The following is a 15,481-nucleotide window of genomic DNA, read 5'->3' on the forward strand; positions in this document are numbered from 1 at the left end:
AACCTTTGTTAATGCGGTTGATTCGTATTCTCATTATCGCGCTATTGTAACAGCATGGCGCGAAAAGATACGACGGGGCCAATCACGACAACGACAGCGTTGCAACCCTCCTATGGCAGAGTGCAGGACGCGCCCGGCGCACTGCTGGCGACCTGCAGCGCCGGTCCCACCGACAAACCCAGCATGGCGCCATGGCTGGCGCCCTCGAACTCGCGCCAGGTGGCGCGCAGGCCGTCGCGCTGCGCCTGGCGCGCGACGAACAGGCGCGCGGTTTCCGGCGGCACCGAGCGGCGCGCCTCGCGCATGCGCTGGACAGCGGCGGAATCAATGCCGGCGCGGGCTGGCGGCGGCGCCTGATCAGCGGCGGCGCTGGCCGCATTGGCCGCATTGGCCGCATTGGCCGGCTTGGCGTTGTTGGCGTTGTTGGCGTTGTTGGAATTGCTGGCATTGCCGGCGCTGGCCCCGCTCATCACCAGCAGGCAGCTTCCGGGCGCGATGGCAGCCGCTTGCCGTTCCTCCTGCAAAATAAAGCCGTTCTGCCACCAGAACGACGGATCGGCAGCAATGTAGCGCTGGAACGAAGCCGGCTGGCGCAGCAGCGCATGCAGCACGAACAGGCCGCCATACGAATGCCCCCACAGCGACTGCCGTGTCGGATCGATCGCCACGCGCTCGCGCACGGCCGGCTTGATCTGCTGTTCGATGAATGCCAGGAAAATATCGGCGCCGCCGGCCGGCCGGTCGTGGGCGCCGCTGTCCATGGTCGGGCCGGGCCCCGGCACGGGCGGCGTGTAGTCATAGGCGCGCGCCGTGGTGTCGAAGCGCAAATTCGTGGCGTAGCCGATGGCAACGACCACCGGCGGCGTGCCTTCCCGCTCCAGCGCCAGCAGTTGGTCCGCAGTCAGCGCTGCAAAAGCCGCGTTACCGTCGAGCATATACAGCACAGGAAAACCACCGGCCGGCGCCGCGCGTCGGGGCACCGCCAACTGCACGCGGTAACGGCGCGCGCCGTCGGCAGCATCGAGCTCCCACTGCTCGAAGCGGTAAGCGGCGGACGCGGGCGAAGACGGCTCCGCCACGGTTGGCCCGACCGCTTGCGCCAGGTTCGGCTGCGCCATCGAAGGCGCCGCTGCCAGGCCAGCTACGGCAAGCGCGGCGGCCACCAGGCCCGTCTTGATTGATACGGGAAGCGCCATGCTCAGAACGATGCCGACAGGCTGACGAACAGCGAGCGGCCCGGTTCGTTATACGTGGCGGCGCCCGCATCGGATCCCACGCTTTCACGGAACATGCGCTTGTCGAACAGGTTGTTGACACCGGCGCGCACCGATACATTGCGGGTGAACACGTAGCCGCCGCTGAAACCCATCACGCCGTACGGATCGAGCGCATTGAGCTGGGCGCCGGTAGCGGCGGCGCCGGTGCCGGTCAGGCGGCGCGGCTCCTGCTTGCCGTAATAGGTGCCGGTGAGCAGCAGCGACAGCTTGTCGTTGACCTGCCAGTCCAGTTGCGAGTTGAGCGTGTATTTCGGAATCACCGACAGCGGCTCGCCCGTGGTCTTGTTCTTGTTCTCGACCATGTACGTCAGGTTGTTGATGAACTTGATATTGCGGGCGAACGGCAAGGTCAGATTGCCTTCCACGCCCTGCACGATCGCCTTCGGCGAATTTTCCCACTGGAAGATCCGGCCGTTGGCGGTGGTGTTGCCGAGCAGGCTGTCCATGCCGCCGGTGATCTTGTTCTTGTAATCGTTGTGGAAGTACGTCAGGCCGGCCACATAGCCATTGCTGTTGAAGGCAATGCCGATTTCCTTGTTCAGGCTGATCTCGGGCTTGAGGTTTTCATTACCGCGCACATAGCAGCCGCCGCCGAGGTTGGGGTTGTTGACCGGGCAGCCGTTGCCGCGCGTGTAGTACAGGTAGTTCGGGTTCGACTGGTACAGATTGGGCGCCTTGAACGCGCGCGCCACGCCGCCCTTGAGCGAGATGGTCGGCGTCAGCTCGTACGATGCGTTCAGGCTCGGGCTCCAGTTGGTGCCGAACTGGCTGTGGTCGTCGAAGCGCAGGCCCGGCGTCAGCACCAGGCCGGTGGCGGCGTTGATATTGTCTTCGATGAATACGCCGTAGGTGGTGGCGTCGGTCTTGCCGTCGCGGGCGGTGGCGGTCATGCCCGGGATCGCGGTGGCGGTTTGCGTCATCGAGTAAGGGTCGTTCAGCTTTTCCTTGCGCGCCTCGAAACCGGCAGTCAGCATCTGCGGCACGCCGCCCCATTTCAACGGCATGCTCACTTCACCGTTCAGGCCATAGTTTTGCAGCGCCGAGGTCGAGCGGGTGGCAGTGGTCGTGATATTGCCTTCCGGGCCGCCGGCCAGACCCTCGTTCAGGCGCGTATTGTCGGTGTCTTCGTAGCGCAGCGACAGTTTCGATGTGCCGAAGTCCCACTTGCCACGGTGCGTGAGCGACGCGTTACGGCGGATCATGACGTTGGTTTCCGCGCCCTGTGCGGCCAGGCTGCCGACGATGCTGGTATCGACCGCGGCGCTGCCCACGGCGCGGTCACCGGCGTAAATATTGCCCTGGCGGCTGAAGCCCGATTCCAGTTCCAGCACCTGGCCGGTGGCCACGTCCCAGCGCAGCAGGCCGCCGATATCGCGGTTGCGCACACCTTCGCGGCCGGCCGGCGCCACGTTGCCGGCAGCGGTACCCGACGCGGCGGCGTTGATAGCCTGATCGTCGGCATCGGTCTTGTTGACGTTGCCGTACACGCGGAACGAGAAATGATCGGCCAGCGGACCGCTGAGATTGAAACCGAGGCGCCTGGTACTGCCCTCTTCGCTATGCTCGGGCGCCAGCGTGTAAGCGGTGACCGAGCCGGCCAACTGCTTGCCCGGGGACTTGGTGATGATGTTGATCACGCCACCGGCCGCGCCGCTGCCGTAACGGGCCGCTGCCGGACCGCGCAGTACTTCGATGCGCTCGACCGCTTCGGCCGGCACCCAGTTGGTGTCGCCACGCGTATTGCGTTCGCCGCTGCGGCCCATGCGCACCGAGTTGCGCGCGCTCACCGGCTGGCCATCGACCAGGATCAGCGTGTTTTCCGGCCCCATGCCACGCAGGTCGATCTGGCGGTTATTGCCGTACTGGCCGCTCGAACTATTGCCGGTCAGGTTCACGCCCGGCATGGTGCGGATGATTTCCGACAGGTCGTTGGCCGGCGGGCGCTTGGCGATATCTTCGGCCGTGATCACCGAGACGCCGGGCGCCTGCTTCAGTTCCTCCTCGGCGGTGCTCACGACTTGCACGGTGGCCAGGGTTTGCTCGGCGGGGGCTTGCTGCGCGCTTGCTGCCAGCGGCAACATCAAAAAAGCGCCGACAATGGCGGCAGCCATGGGGGTGCAGGGAATGTGCTTCATGCGATGCTATGTCCTCGTTAGTCTTATGTATCAAACGAGAATGATAGTCATTTGCAAGCTGAAAAGTTTGTCAAGGTGTGTCAACAATGTGGCGCCGCATAACGCAAAAAAGCCGGCTTGCGCCGGCTTTTCGTTGAGCAGAAAAACGCTTAGTTTTTCGACTGGTCAACCATCTTGTTCTTGGCGATCCAAGGCATCATGGCGCGCAGCTTGGCGCCGACTTCTTCGATCTGGTGTTCCGAGTTCAGGCGACGACGCGAGATCAGGGTTGGGGCACCGGCCTTGTTTTCCAGGATGAACGACTTGGCGTATTCGCCGGTCTGGATGTCTTTCAGGCACTGACGCATTGCATCCTTGGTAGCCGAGGTGACAACCTTAGGACCGGTCACGTACTCGCCGTATTCGGCATTGTTCGAGATCGAGTAGTTCATGTTGGCGATGCCGCCTTCGTAGATCAGGTCAACGATCAGTTTCAGTTCGTGCAGGCACTCGAAGTACGCCATTTCCGGAGCGTAACCAGCTTCGGTCAGGGTTTCGAAACCAGCTTTGATCAGCTCGACAGCACCACCGCACAGCACGGCTTGTTCGCCGAACAGGTCGGTTTCGGTTTCTTCACGGAAGTTGGTTTCGATGATGCCGGCACGGCCGCCGCCGTTGGCCGATGCGTACGACAGGGCGATGTCACGGGCGGTGCCGGACTTGTCCTGGTACACGGCGATCAGGTGAGGCACGCCGCCGCCCTGGGTGTAGGTGGCGCGCACGGTGTGGCCTGGTGCCTTAGGAGCAACCATGATCACGTCGAGGTCGGCGCGTGGCACGACTTGGCCGTAGTGCACGTTGAAGCCGTGGGCGAAGGCCAGTACTGCGCCTTGCTTGGCGTTCGGGGCGATGTTTTCGTTGTAGACCTGGGCGATGTTCTCGTCCGGCAGCAAAATCATGATGACGTCGGCAGCTTTGACGGCGTCGTTCACTTCCGCCACTTTCAGGCCGGCTTGTTCAACCTTGTTCCACGAAGCGCCGCCCTTGCGCAGGCCAACGGTCACGTTGACGCCCGACTCGGACAGGTTTTGTGCGTGTGCATGACCTTGCGAACCGTAGCCGATGATGGCAACGTTTTTACCCTTGATCAGGGAGAGGTCGGCGTCTTTGTCGTAGAAAACTTTCATGATAATTCCTTGGTATTTTGTATGGTAAACAGGTACTTGCTGTATGCGGTACCGGGATTAAACTTTGAGGATGCGTTCGCCGCGTCCGATGCCGGAACCGCCGGTACGTACCGTCTCGAGTATCGAGGCGCGGTCGATCGAGTCGATGAACGCGTCGAGCTTGCTCTTGGCGCCGGTCAGTTCGATCGTGTAGGACTTTTCGGTGACGTCGATGATGCGGCCACGGAAGATATCCGCCGTACGCTTCATTTCTTCACGTTCCTTGCCCACGGCGCGCACCTTGATGAGCATGAGCTCGCGTTCGATGTGCTGGCCTTCGGTCAGGTCCACCACCTTCACCACCTCGATCAGGCGGTTCAGGTGCTTGGTGATTTGCTCGATGATGTCGTCCGAGCCGCTGGTGACGATGGTCATGCGCGACAGGGTGGCGTCTTCGGTTGGCGCTACCGTCAGCGTTTCGATGTTGTAGCCACGGGCCGAGAACAGGCCGACCACGCGCGACAGCGCACCGGCTTCGTTTTCCAGCAAGACAGAGATAATGTGTCGCATGTTATAAGTCCTCCGAACCGAGCAGCATTTCAGAGAGGCCCTTGCCTGCCTTGACCATCGGCCACACGTTTTCCGACTGGTCGGTGATGAAGTTCATGAACACCAGCTTGTCTTTCATGCCGAAGGCATCGCGCAGCGCGCCATCGACATCGCCCGGTTTTTCGATGCGCATGCCGACGTGGCCATAGGCCTCGGCCAGCTTCTCGAAATTCGGCAACGAGTCCATGTACGACTCGGAGTAGCGCGAACCGTAGTCGATCTGCTGCCACTGCCGGACCATGCCCAGGAAGCGGTTGTTGAGCATGATGATCTTCGGCGTCAGGTGGTATTGCTTGCAGGTAGCGAGCTCCTGGATGCACATCTGGATCGAGCCTTCGCCGGTGATGCAGGCAACGGTCGCGTCCGGGTTGGCCATCTGCACGCCCATGGCGTACGGCAAGCCCACACCCATGGTGCCCAGGCCGCCCGAGTTGACCCAGCGCTTTGGCTTGTCGAACGGGTAGTACTGTGCCGCCCACATCTGGTGCTGGCCGACGTCGGACGTGATGAAGGCATCGCCCTTGGTCACTTCCCACAGCTTTTGCACGACCGATTGCGGCTTGATCACGAGATCCGAATCGGCAAATTTCAGGCAGTCCTTGCCGCGCCATTCGGCGATCTGCTTCCACCAGTCCTTGACTGCAGGAACATTCGGCTTGGCTTCGCTGGCGTCGAGCTGGGCCAGGAATTCGATCAGCACGTCCTTGACGTTGCCGACGATCGGAATATCGACCTTGACGCGTTTCGAAATCGACGACGGGTCGATATCGACATGGATGATCTTGCGCGGGTTCGAGGCGAAGTGTTTCGGGTTGCCGATCACACGGTCGTCGAAGCGGGCGCCGATGGCGATCAGGACGTCGCAGTGCTGCATCGCCATGTTCGCTTCATACGTGCCGTGCATGCCGGGCATGCCCACGAAGTTCTCGCTCGAGGCGCGGTAGGCGCCCAGGCCCATCAGCGTGTTGGTGACCGGGAAGCCCAGCTTGTCCACCAGCTTGTTGAGCTCGTCGGATGCGCTGGCCAGGATCACGCCGCCGCCGGTGTAGATCATCGGGCGTTCGGCTTGCAGCAGCAGCTGGACGGCCTTGCGGATCTGGCCCGCGTGGCCCTTGTCTACCGGTTTGTACGAACGCATCTCGACCTCTTTCGGGTACGAGAACGTCGTCTTGTGCATCGAGATATCCTTCGGGATGTCGACCAGCACGGGGCCGGGACGGCCGGTGCGGGCGATGAAGAAGGCTTTCTTGACGGTTTCCGCCAAATCCTTGACGTCTTTGACGAGGAAATTGTGCTTGACCACGGGACGGGTAATCCCGACCGTGTCGCATTCCTGGAAGGCATCCTGGCCGATGGCGTGGCTGGGCACCTGGCCCGAGATCACGACCATGGGAATGGAATCCATGTAAGCGGTGGAAAGACCTGTGACGGCATTGGTAACACCCGGACCGGACGTGACCAGCGCGACACCAACCTTGTTCGAGCTGCGCGAATAGGCATCGGCAGCGTGCACCGCAGCCTGCTCATGGCGTACCAGAACGTGTTGGAATTTGTCTTGCTTGAAGATGGCGTCGTAGATGTACAGGACGGCACCGCCGGGATAGCCGAAGACGTGTTCAACGCCCTCTTCCGCGAGGCAGCGCACCAGTATTTCGGCGCCAGTAAGTTGTTGCGAAGATGCTTCGGTGTTCATGAAACATTCCTTTCAAGGTCCATTGGAGATTGATCGGATGTTCTTCCCTCGCGAAATATGCCTACCCCTACAGCTTGCCCAACGTCCCTTTGTCATGCGGTCACGTCCACCTCTTCCGCCAACCGTAGTGACGGGCAAAATGGCGCTAAAACGCATATAGTCGTTTCGCTGGAATTCTGTAGCGGTTGTGCCTACCTCTCGCGCTTGTGGCGCGGGTCAGAACAAACTGCCTACATATGAAAGCGCGTCATGTCGATGGCGGCGTTGTGTGCCTGCTGCGAGATGACCATACAGCTTCGGGGTGTTCAAAGCGTCCCATACGGTACACCCGATGCACCATGTTGAGCAAGAACAAAGTAGAAAAAGGCCTGTTACCGGTGCAAAAAGTGGGTGGAATGACGTAAAACCATGCAAATGCGTGGGATTTTTGCTAGGATGCGGTCAGTTTTCCACAACCTCCAGCATGGCCACAGACAAAGAACTCTCCGACTTCCTCGAGAACGTCGAACGGCGCGCCTTCAAGCAAGCGGTGTACGCGGTGCGCAAGGACGAATCGGCCCTGGACATCGTGCAGGACGCGATGATCAAGCTCGCCGAAAAATACGGCGACAAGCCGGCCGCCGAGCTGCCCATGCTGTTCCAGCGCATCCTGCAAACCACCATCCTCGATTACTTCCGCCGCGAAAAGGTCCGCAATACTTGGGTCACGCTGTTTTCCGGCATGGGTTCGTCCAAGGATGGCGACGAGGACTTTGATATACTCGAATCTTTCTCCGAGGAAGGTTCTGAAGCCGCCGAATCGTCCGCCGACAAGGTCGAACGCCAGCAAATGCTGGAATTGATCGATAACGAGGTTCAAAAGCTTCCGGCACGTCAACGAGAAGCGTTCCTGATGCGTTATTGGCAGGACATGGATGTGGCTGAAACAGCCGAAGCAATGGGATGTTCCGAAGGGAGCGTGAAGACGCATTGCTCACGCGCAACTCACGCACTGGCCGCCTCGCTCAAAGCCTTGGGAATTAAATTATGAACACCGACGATCTGAACTTCGCGTACAAGGTACGCCACGCGCTCAACGAGCGGCTCGACGACCTGCCCGCCTCCACCACCGACCGGCTGGCGCAGGCGCGCAAGCTGGCCATGGCCCGCAAGAAAGCCCACGTGGCAGCGCCGCTCACCGTGCGCCAGGCCCGGTTCGCTACTGCTGGTGATGGTGGCGTGCTGTCGCAAGGCTTCGGCTGGCTCGGCCGCATGGGCGTGGCGCTGCCGCTGCTGCTTCTCGTTGGCGGCCTCACCGGCATCTACCACTTCGAAGAGCAGCAACGCATTGCCGACCTGGCCGAGATGGACGCCGCCGTGCTGTCCGACGAGCTGCCGCCCACGGCTTACCTCGACCACGGCTTCAACGCCTACCTGGCGCAGAGCGAGCAATAATGGCGGTCAGTGGTTCGGCCGGCATGGGCATCGCCGCACTGGCGGTGTTAGCGGTAGCAGCAGGTGGTGCGGCATGGGTCGGTCCGAGCGCCAATGCGCCCTCGGCGCTCACGGCGGTTGTGCCCGGCGCGCCCGACGCCACTGAAAAAACCCTGTGGAAAGACCTGACGCCGGCGCAAAAAATCGCGCTCGAGCCGCTGGCCGCCGAGTGGGACAAGGTCGAACCGATCCGCAAGCAAAAGTGGCTGGCGATCGCCAAGCGCTACACCGCCATGAAACCCGACGAGCAGTTGCGGGTACAGGAACGCATGCGCGAGTGGGTGCGCATGACGCCCGAGGAACGGCGCCAGGTGCGCGAAAACTTCGCACGCGCACAAAAGGTCGATCCGTCGAAAAAATCCACGCAGTGGGAAAACTACCAGCAACTGTCCGACGCGCAAAAGCAGCAACTGGCCGCCAAGGCAGCCAACACTGCCAGCAAAAAGCAGCTGGCCAACCTGCCCACACCGTCGCAAAGCAAGCAGCAGCTGCCGACGCCAATCAAGCCGCACGTGGCGCCGCCAGCCCCGCCGCTGCCCACGCCCGCGCCGTGGCTCGATCCGGCCACCGGCCAGCCGTGGCCCGATGCATCCAATATCGCGCCGGTCATTACGCCACCGGCGCCGGCCCCAGCTGCTGCGCCAGCGACGGTTCCCCAGCCTCCCGCCCCGCCGGCGCCCGTCGCGCCGGCCATCCCCGATGCCACCAAATAACGTCACGACCTTCCCTACCGTCAAACGCCGCCTGGTATCGATGGTGTACGAATTCCTGCTGGCATTTGCCGTACTGTTCCTGCCCTTCCTGATTTTCGAAATGATCACCGGTGCCAGCCATGCGCCGCTGATCGAACACCTGCGCCAGGTGTTGTGCTTCGTAGTCTTGGGCATTTATTTTGTGCACCAGTGGACGCGCGAAGGCCAGACCCTGGCCATGCGCACCTGGCGCCTCAAGCTGGTCCACCCGGGCCACGACCGCGTGGCGCCGCGCGTGGCGATGCTGCGTTACCTGCTGTGCTGGTTGTGGGTGCTGCCGGCGGTGATAGTCTGCGGCGTATTCGGCTTGCATCACTGGCAGGCGCTGGGCGCGGTGCTGGCAGGCGTGTTGCTGTGGTCGTTGACGGCGCTGTTCGACAAGGAGCGCCAGTTCCTGCATGACCGGCTGGCGGGCACGCGGCTGGTGCAACTGCCGGCACCGCCCAAAAAACAAAAGGCCGCTGTTGCGGCCAAGTGACTAGAACCGCTCGTGGTCCTGCACATAGCGCCACTCGCCTGACGGCAGGCTCGACATCGCGATGCGGCCGACGCGGATGCGCTTCATCGATATCACCTCCAGGCCCACCATCTTGCACATGTGCTCGATCTGGCCGGGCTTCGGTCCCTTGACTGCAAAGCGCAGGCGATTCTCGTTCTGCCAGCTGACCTTGATGGGCGCCAGCGGCTTGCCGTTGAACGGCAGGCCGTGATTGAGCAGCGCCAGGCCGTTGTCTTTGATCTGGCCGCCCACTTCCACGATGATTTCCTCTTCGATCTTGCTCGAATCATCGACCAGCTTGCGCGTGACGCGGAAGTCCTGGGTGAAGATCAGCAAGCCGCTGGCCTTGGTTTCCAGCGGCGTGGTCAGGGTCAGGTTGGCGAAGTGGCGTTTTAACACGCGCTGGGCCGGCGCGGTGCGCGTGAGCGACGCGGGCTGGAGCAGGTGCAGCGCCTGCTGGCCGTCCTTGCCGATGCCGCCATTCACGCCTGCCGGTTTATGCAGCAGCAGCGTGACCGGCACGATTTCCAGCAAGGTGGCGTCGTCGGCCACCGTGATCTGCTGCTGCGCCGTCACGCGTGCGCCGGCGTCTTCCACCACCACGCCATCGACGCTGACGTAACCGCCCTCGATATAGACCTCGGCCTCGCGGCGCGAGCAGGGGCGTTCCTCGGCCAGGCGCTTGGCCAGGCGGACGGTGTTGTCGTTGTCCTTGTCAGGGGTGTTCATCCGAAAAAATCTCCAAATACGGTAATCGCGCGATCGATATCGTCGCGCGTGGCATCCATGTGCGTGACGATGCGCAGCCGGGGCGCCATCGACACGCGGATGCGGGTCAGTTGCAGTACGTCGTTCAAACCCTGGCAAACGAACGAGGGAATGTCGACGTAAAAAATATTGGTTTGCGGCGTGCTGACCTTGATCTTCTTCATCTTGGCCAGCTCGCCCGCGAAGTACGCGGCATTGGCGTGGTCGTCGGCCAGGCGGCCGATATTGTGCTCGAGCGCATACAGGCCACCGGCAGCGATCATGCCGGCCTGGCGCATGCCGCCGCCCAGCATCTTGCGCCAGCGTTTCGCCTCCTTGATCAGGGGGCGGGTGCCGCACAGGATCGAACCCACCGGCGCACCCAGGCCCTTCGAAAGGCAGATCGACGCGCTGTCGAAACCGGCCAGCGCCTCGCGCGGACTCACGCCCAATTTTACGGCGGCATTGCACAGGCGCGCGCCGTCGAGATGGGTGGCCAGGCCCTTGTCATGCGCCAGCGTGGTGGCCTGGCGCGTGTAGTCGAGGCTCAGTACCCGGCCGCCGATGGTGTTTTCCAGGGCCAGCAGGCGCGTGCGGGCAAAATGAAAATCGTCGGGCTTGATATAGGCGGCGATGTCGTCCAGTGCAATGCCGCCATCGGGCTGGTTGATGATCGGCTGCGGCTGGATGCTGCCCAATACGGCCGCGCCGCCGCCTTCGTACTTGTAGGTATGCGCTTCCTGGCCGACCAGGTATTCGTCGCCGCGGCCGCAATGGACCAGCAGAGCCAGCAGGTTGCTCTGCGTGCCCGATGGCGCGAACAGCGCATCCTCGTAGCCGAACAGGTCGGCCGCATATTCCTGCAAACGGTTGACGGTGGGGTCGTCGCCATAGACGTCGTCGCCGACATCGGCCGCGTTCATGGCGGCGCGCATGGCCGCGCTGGGGCGGGTGACGGTGTCGCTGCGCAGGTCCAGCCACTTTTCATTATGCTCAGCCATCATGCCATGCCCCTTTAAGTTATACCTGCTCTGTAAAGAATCGCTTGTCCATTTCCTGCAAACCCACCGTATCGAGTACCTCCTTGAGGCGCTCGGCGGGCCGCTGGCGCGGCAGGTCTTTATAGGTGGCGATAATCAGCTCGTTCTTCATCGAGTGCTCCCAGCCCACCAGTTCCGTCACCGTCACCTGGTAGCCATGGGCTTCCAGTTGCAGGCAGCGCAGCACGTTGGTGATCTGGCTGCCGAATTCACGGGTGTGGATCGGGTGGCGCCAGATTTCGGACAATGCCGACTTGCCCATCGATTGCCCCTTGTTCTTCTTCAGCACCGACGCGACTTCGGCCTGGCAGCACGGCACCAGCACGATGTGCTTCGATTTCTTCTTCAGCGCGAAATCGATGGCATCGTCGGTGGCGGTGTTACACGCATGCAGCGCGGTGACGATGTCGATCTGCGGTGGCAGCAATTTGGATTCGGTGGACTCGGCCACCGACAGCGGCAGAAACGACATGCCGGGGAAATCGAACTGCGCGGCCAGCTGCTGCGAGCGCGCGACCAGTTCTTCGCGCGTCTCGATGCCGTAAATGTGCGAACCGGCTTCGAGCGCCTTGAAGAACAGGTCGTAGATGATGAAGCCGAGGTACGATTTGCCGGCGCCGTGATCGACCAGCGACACGTGGCCCTTGGCGGCCAGCACGTCCTTCAACAGCGGCTCGATGAACTGGTACAGGTGATAGACCTGTTTCAACTTGCGGCGGCTGTCCTGGTTCATCTTGCCGTCGCGCGTGAGGATGTGCAGCTCCTGCAGCAGCGCCACGGTCTGGCCTTCGCGGATTTCGGGCATGTTGTCGGCGCCGGTCACCGTGGTACCGATTTTACCTGCGCCGGTTTTCGGCGCTACCGACCTGGCGGCCGGTTTGTTTGCCGGCTTCTGTGCGCCAGCCTTGGCAGACGCCATATCAGTGGCTGCCTTCGCTGGCGTGGTTGATCGTGTATTTCGGGATCTCGATCACCATGTCTTCGTCGGCCACCACGGCCTGGCAAGACAGGCGCGACACGGCTTCCAGGCCCCAGGCCTTGTCCAGCATGTCTTCTTCGGTTTCGCTCGCTTCGTTCAGCGACTCGATTCCCTCGCGCACCAGCACGTGGCAGGTGGTGCAGGCGCACGATTTTTCGCACGCGTGCTCGATGTTGATGTCGTTCTCGAGCATGATGTCGCACAGGGTCTGGCCCGGCTTGGCTTCAACGACGGCGCCGTCCGGGCACAGTTTGGCGTGGGGCAGGAATACGATTTGTGGCACTTGATACCTCAGTAGTTTTAGTTGTTTTTTCAGACGACCTGGTCGAGCGCCTTGCCCGCCAGCGCGCTGCGCACGCTGCGGTCCATCCGGCGCGACGCGAATTCTTCGGTGCCGTGCGCCAGCGCTTCCACCGCCGCTTTCACGGCGCCGTGGTCGGCCGCGCCGCTTTGCGACCTGGCCAGCACGTCGCGGGTGGCGGCCAGCAGCGCATCGACTGCCGCGCGCTCTTCGTCGGACAGCAAGGCGGCGTCTTCGTCCAGCGCTGCCTGCGTGGCCAACAGGATGCGTTCCGCTTCCACCTGCTCTTCACGCAGGGCGCGGGCAATCATGTCCACGTCGGCCGATTTATACGACTCTTGCAGCATGCGCGCGACGTCGTCGTCTCCTAACCCATAGGCTGGTTTGACGCTGATCGACGCTTCCACACCCGAACGCAGTTCGCGCGCCGACACCGACAGCAAGCCATCGGCATCGACCTGGTACGTGATGCGGATACGCGCCGCGCCGGCCGCCATCGGCGGAATGCCACGCAACTCGAAACGCGCCAGCGAACGGCAATCGGTGACCAGTTCGCGCTCGCCTTGCAGCACGTGCACGGCCAGCGCGGTCTGGCCGTCCTTGAAGGTGGTGAACTCCTGCGCACGCGCGCACGGAATGGTCGAATTGCGCGGGATGATTTTTTCCACCAGCCCGCCCATGGTCTCGATGCCGAGCGACAGCGGAATCACGTCGAGCAGCAGCCAGTCGTCGCCGGCCGCGCGGTTGCCGGCCAGCAGATTGGCCTGCACGGCAGCGCCCAGCGCCACCACCTTGTCGGGATCGATATTGGCGTGCGGCGTGGTGTGGAAGTACTCGCCCACCGCACGCTGCACGTGCGGCATGCGCGTGGCGCCGCCGACCATGACCACGCCATCGACGTCGTCGGGATCGATGCTGGCGTCGCGCAGCGCCTTCTTGATCGCATTCATGGTCTTGGCGACCAGGTGTTTGGTGATCTCGTGGAAGGTCTCGGCGGTGATGCGCAGGTGGACTTCCTCGCCCGAGTTGAGAATGGCGTCAACCGTCACTTCGGTCTTGTTCGACAGCAGTTCCTTCGCTTCTCGCGCCTTGATCATCAGGGTGGCGGTGTCTTCGTCGGACAGCGGCGCCAGTTTTTCCTGTTGATGGATGTAGCAGAACAGGCGGTGGTCGAAGTCGTCGCCGCCCAGCGCCGAATCGCCGCCGGTGGACAGTACTTCGAACACGCCTTTCGACAGGCGCAAGATCGAAATGTCGAAGGTGCCGCCACCGAGATCGTACACGGCATACACGCCTTCGGAGCCGTTATCGAGGCCATAGGCAATCGCTGCGGCAGTCGGCTCGGACAGCAGGCGCAGCACGTTGATGCCGGCCAGTTGCGCGGCATCCTTGGTGGCCTGGCGCTGGGCGTCATCAAAATATGCGGGCACGGTGATCACCGCGCCCACCAGGTCGTCGCCAAGCGAGTCTTCCGCGCGCTGGCGCAGGGTGGCCAGGATTTGCGCCGAAATCTCCACCGGGCTCTTGATGCCAGCCACGGTTTTCAGCTGCACCATGCCGGGCGTATCCTGGAAATCGTACGGCATGTTTTCCACGTAGGCGATATCGGCCAGGCCGCGTCCCATGAAGCGCTTGACGGAGACGATGGTATTTTTCGGGTCAGTCGCCTGCGCCTGCTGGGCCTTGTAGCCGATGTTGGCATGGCCGTTGGGCAGGTAGCGCACCACGGACGGCAGCAGCGGCCGGCCGTCTTCGTCATTGAGCACTTCCGGGATGCTGTTGCGCACGGTGGCAACGAGCGAATTGGTGGTGCCAAGGTCGATCCCGACCGCCAGCCGATGCTGGTGCGGTGCGGTGGACATGCCTGGTTCGGAGATTTGCAGAAGTGCCATGGGTGGAACCTGTATTCTTGTTGGTTTGCCTGGGCGGCATGGGAACCTGTAGCGGCCCCGCAGGCCTCAGGCTTCGATTGCTTCGAAGGCGAAGCGGACTTCTTCGCCGAATTTTTCGAGGAACATCAGCGCGCGCACGCCCTGGGCGGCGCCGGTGTAATCGGCGGCGTCGAGCTGCTGTTCGATGTCGGCCAGTTGCGCCTTGCGGGCAGCGCGCAGGTCGCGGTCGAGCGCGTCGAGGGCATCGCTGTCTTTCGCGGCGCGGGCGTCGCCCAGCGCTTCGCGCCATTCCATCTGCTGCATCAAAAACGCCACCGGCATCGCGGTATTCGATTCGGTCTGCAGATCGACGCCGTGCAGCTCGCACAGGTACTGGGCGCGCTTTTGCGGGTTCTTCAGCGTTTGATACGCCTCGTTGGCGCGCGTGGCCCACTGCATGGCGACGCGCTTTTCAGCGTCGGTCGCGTTGACGAATTTGTCCGGATGGACCCGGCTTTGCACGTCGCGGTAGGCGTTGTCGAGCGCGTGGGCATCGACCGCGTACCGCTGCGGCAGCTGGAACAGCTCGAAGTGATTTTGCATAGGCGGTTTAAATACGGAAACTCTCGCCGCAACCGCAAGCGTCTTTTTCGTTCGGGTTGTGGAACTTGAAGCCTTCGTTCAAGCCTTCGCGTGCGAAGTCCAGCTCGGTGCCGTCGATGTACGGCAGGCTTTTCGGATCGACGAATACCTTCACGCCGTGCGACTCGAACACGCTGTCCTCGTCGGCCACTTCATCGACATACTCGAGCTTGTACGCCAGGCCCGAGCAGCCGGTGGTACGCACGCCAAAACGCAAACCGACGCCCTTGCCGCGGCGTTCGATGTAGCGATTGATGTGCTTGGCTGCTTTTTCGGTCAGGGTAATTGCCATCTAATTCTCCGTGCCGGCGACAGCCG

General features: G+C 62.3%; 16 protein-coding genes. 4 read left to right on the forward strand and 12 right to left on the reverse strand.

Annotated elements, in window-relative coordinates; all coding sequences use genetic code 11:
* Positions 1 to 110: 110 nt before the first annotated feature.
* From F8197_RS15965 to F8197_RS15985, 5 genes are all read right to left on the reverse strand, one after another.
* A complete protein-coding gene (locus F8197_RS15965; protein WP_152882686.1) occupies positions 111 to 1,196 on the reverse strand; it encodes an alpha/beta hydrolase in 1,086 nt (361 codons plus the stop codon).
* Positions 1,197 to 1,198: 2 nt separating this feature from the next.
* A complete protein-coding gene (locus tag F8197_RS15970) occupies positions 1,199 to 3,412 on the reverse strand; it encodes a TonB-dependent siderophore receptor (RefSeq protein WP_304506166.1) in 2,214 nt (737 codons plus the stop codon).
* Positions 3,413 to 3,561: 149 nt separating this feature from the next.
* The gene (ilvC, locus tag F8197_RS15975) at positions 3,562 to 4,578 is read right to left on the reverse strand and encodes a ketol-acid reductoisomerase (protein WP_056143589.1); all 1,017 of its coding nucleotides are present in this window, start codon (positions 4,576 to 4,578) and stop codon (positions 3,562 to 3,564) included.
* Positions 4,579 to 4,635: 57 nt separating this feature from the next.
* A complete protein-coding gene (gene ilvN, locus F8197_RS15980; protein ID WP_026637011.1) occupies positions 4,636 to 5,127 on the reverse strand; it encodes an acetolactate synthase small subunit in 492 nt (163 codons plus the stop codon).
* Position 5,128: 1 nt separating this feature from the next.
* Positions 5,129 to 6,859 carry an acetolactate synthase 3 catalytic subunit gene (locus F8197_RS15985; RefSeq protein WP_152882687.1) on the reverse strand — a complete coding sequence of 577 codons (1,731 nt, stop codon included), beginning with the start codon at positions 6,857 to 6,859 and terminating at the stop codon, positions 5,129 to 5,131.
* Positions 6,860 to 7,322: 463 nt separating this feature from the next.
* On the opposite strand from F8197_RS15985, the gene F8197_RS15990 reads away from it, so the two are divergent.
* Genes F8197_RS15990 through F8197_RS16005 form a run of 4 tightly spaced genes read left to right on the forward strand, consistent with a single transcriptional unit; the run spans position 7,323 to position 9,562 of the window.
* Positions 7,323 to 7,889 (forward strand): RNA polymerase sigma factor, encoded by a 567-nt coding sequence (locus tag F8197_RS15990; protein ID WP_019920379.1) that lies wholly within the window; start codon positions 7,323 to 7,325, stop codon positions 7,887 to 7,889.
* Positions 7,886 to 8,293 carry a DUF3619 family protein gene (locus F8197_RS15995; protein ID WP_152882688.1) on the forward strand — a complete coding sequence of 136 codons (408 nt, stop codon included), beginning with the start codon at positions 7,886 to 7,888 and terminating at the stop codon, positions 8,291 to 8,293. The genes F8197_RS15990 and F8197_RS15995 overlap by 4 nt, the downstream gene beginning before the upstream one ends.
* Positions 8,293 to 9,045, forward strand: a complete 753-nt coding sequence (locus tag F8197_RS16000) for a DUF3106 domain-containing protein (protein WP_152882689.1) — start codon at positions 8,293 to 8,295, stop codon at positions 9,043 to 9,045. Before F8197_RS15995 ends, F8197_RS16000 begins: the two co-directional genes overlap by 1 nt.
* The gene (locus F8197_RS16005) at positions 9,032 to 9,562 is read left to right on the forward strand and encodes an RDD family protein (RefSeq protein WP_152882690.1); all 531 of its coding nucleotides are present in this window, start codon (positions 9,032 to 9,034) and stop codon (positions 9,560 to 9,562) included. The genes F8197_RS16000 and F8197_RS16005 overlap by 14 nt, the downstream gene beginning before the upstream one ends.
* Here the strand turns inward: F8197_RS16005 and F8197_RS16010 are convergent, their stop codons facing one another.
* The 7 genes from F8197_RS16010 to iscA all read right to left on the reverse strand — a co-directional run bounded on the left by F8197_RS16010 (position 9,563) and on the right by iscA (position 15,455).
* On the reverse strand, positions 9,563 to 10,312 hold the full coding sequence (locus F8197_RS16010; protein ID WP_152882691.1) for an rRNA pseudouridine synthase: 750 nt from the start codon (positions 10,310 to 10,312) through the stop codon (positions 9,563 to 9,565). It lies immediately after the preceding gene.
* Positions 10,309 to 11,331, reverse strand: a complete 1,023-nt coding sequence (gene ltaE / locus F8197_RS16015; protein ID WP_019920385.1) for a low-specificity L-threonine aldolase — start codon at positions 11,329 to 11,331, stop codon at positions 10,309 to 10,311. Before ltaE ends, F8197_RS16010 begins: the two co-directional genes overlap by 4 nt.
* Positions 11,332 to 11,350: 19 nt before the next feature.
* Entirely contained in the window at positions 11,351 to 12,289 is a 939-nt protein-coding gene (locus F8197_RS16020) for an SAM-dependent methyltransferase (RefSeq protein WP_373996892.1), read from the reverse strand.
* A 1-nt stretch (position 12,290) separates the two neighbouring features.
* On the reverse strand, positions 12,291 to 12,632 hold the full coding sequence (fdx, locus tag F8197_RS16025) for an ISC system 2Fe-2S type ferredoxin (protein WP_056143563.1): 342 nt from the start codon (positions 12,630 to 12,632) through the stop codon (positions 12,291 to 12,293).
* A gap of 29 nt (positions 12,633 to 12,661) precedes the next feature.
* Complete coding sequence (hscA, locus tag F8197_RS16030) at positions 12,662 to 14,542, reverse strand: Fe-S protein assembly chaperone HscA (protein ID WP_152882693.1); 1,881 nt, start codon at positions 14,540 to 14,542, stop codon at positions 12,662 to 12,664.
* A 66-nt stretch (positions 14,543 to 14,608) separates the two neighbouring features.
* The gene (gene hscB / locus F8197_RS16035; RefSeq protein ID WP_152882694.1) at positions 14,609 to 15,124 is read right to left on the reverse strand and encodes a Fe-S protein assembly co-chaperone HscB; all 516 of its coding nucleotides are present in this window, start codon (positions 15,122 to 15,124) and stop codon (positions 14,609 to 14,611) included.
* A gap of 7 nt (positions 15,125 to 15,131) precedes the next feature.
* Positions 15,132 to 15,455 (reverse strand): iron-sulfur cluster assembly protein IscA, encoded by a 324-nt coding sequence (gene iscA, locus F8197_RS16040; protein WP_019920390.1) that lies wholly within the window; start codon positions 15,453 to 15,455, stop codon positions 15,132 to 15,134.
* Positions 15,456 to 15,481 lie beyond the last annotated feature (26 nt).

Source organism: Duganella sp. FT27W, assembly GCF_009295655.1.
GTDB classification, from domain to species: Bacteria; Pseudomonadota; Gammaproteobacteria; order Burkholderiales; family Burkholderiaceae_D; genus Rugamonas; species Rugamonas zoogloeoides.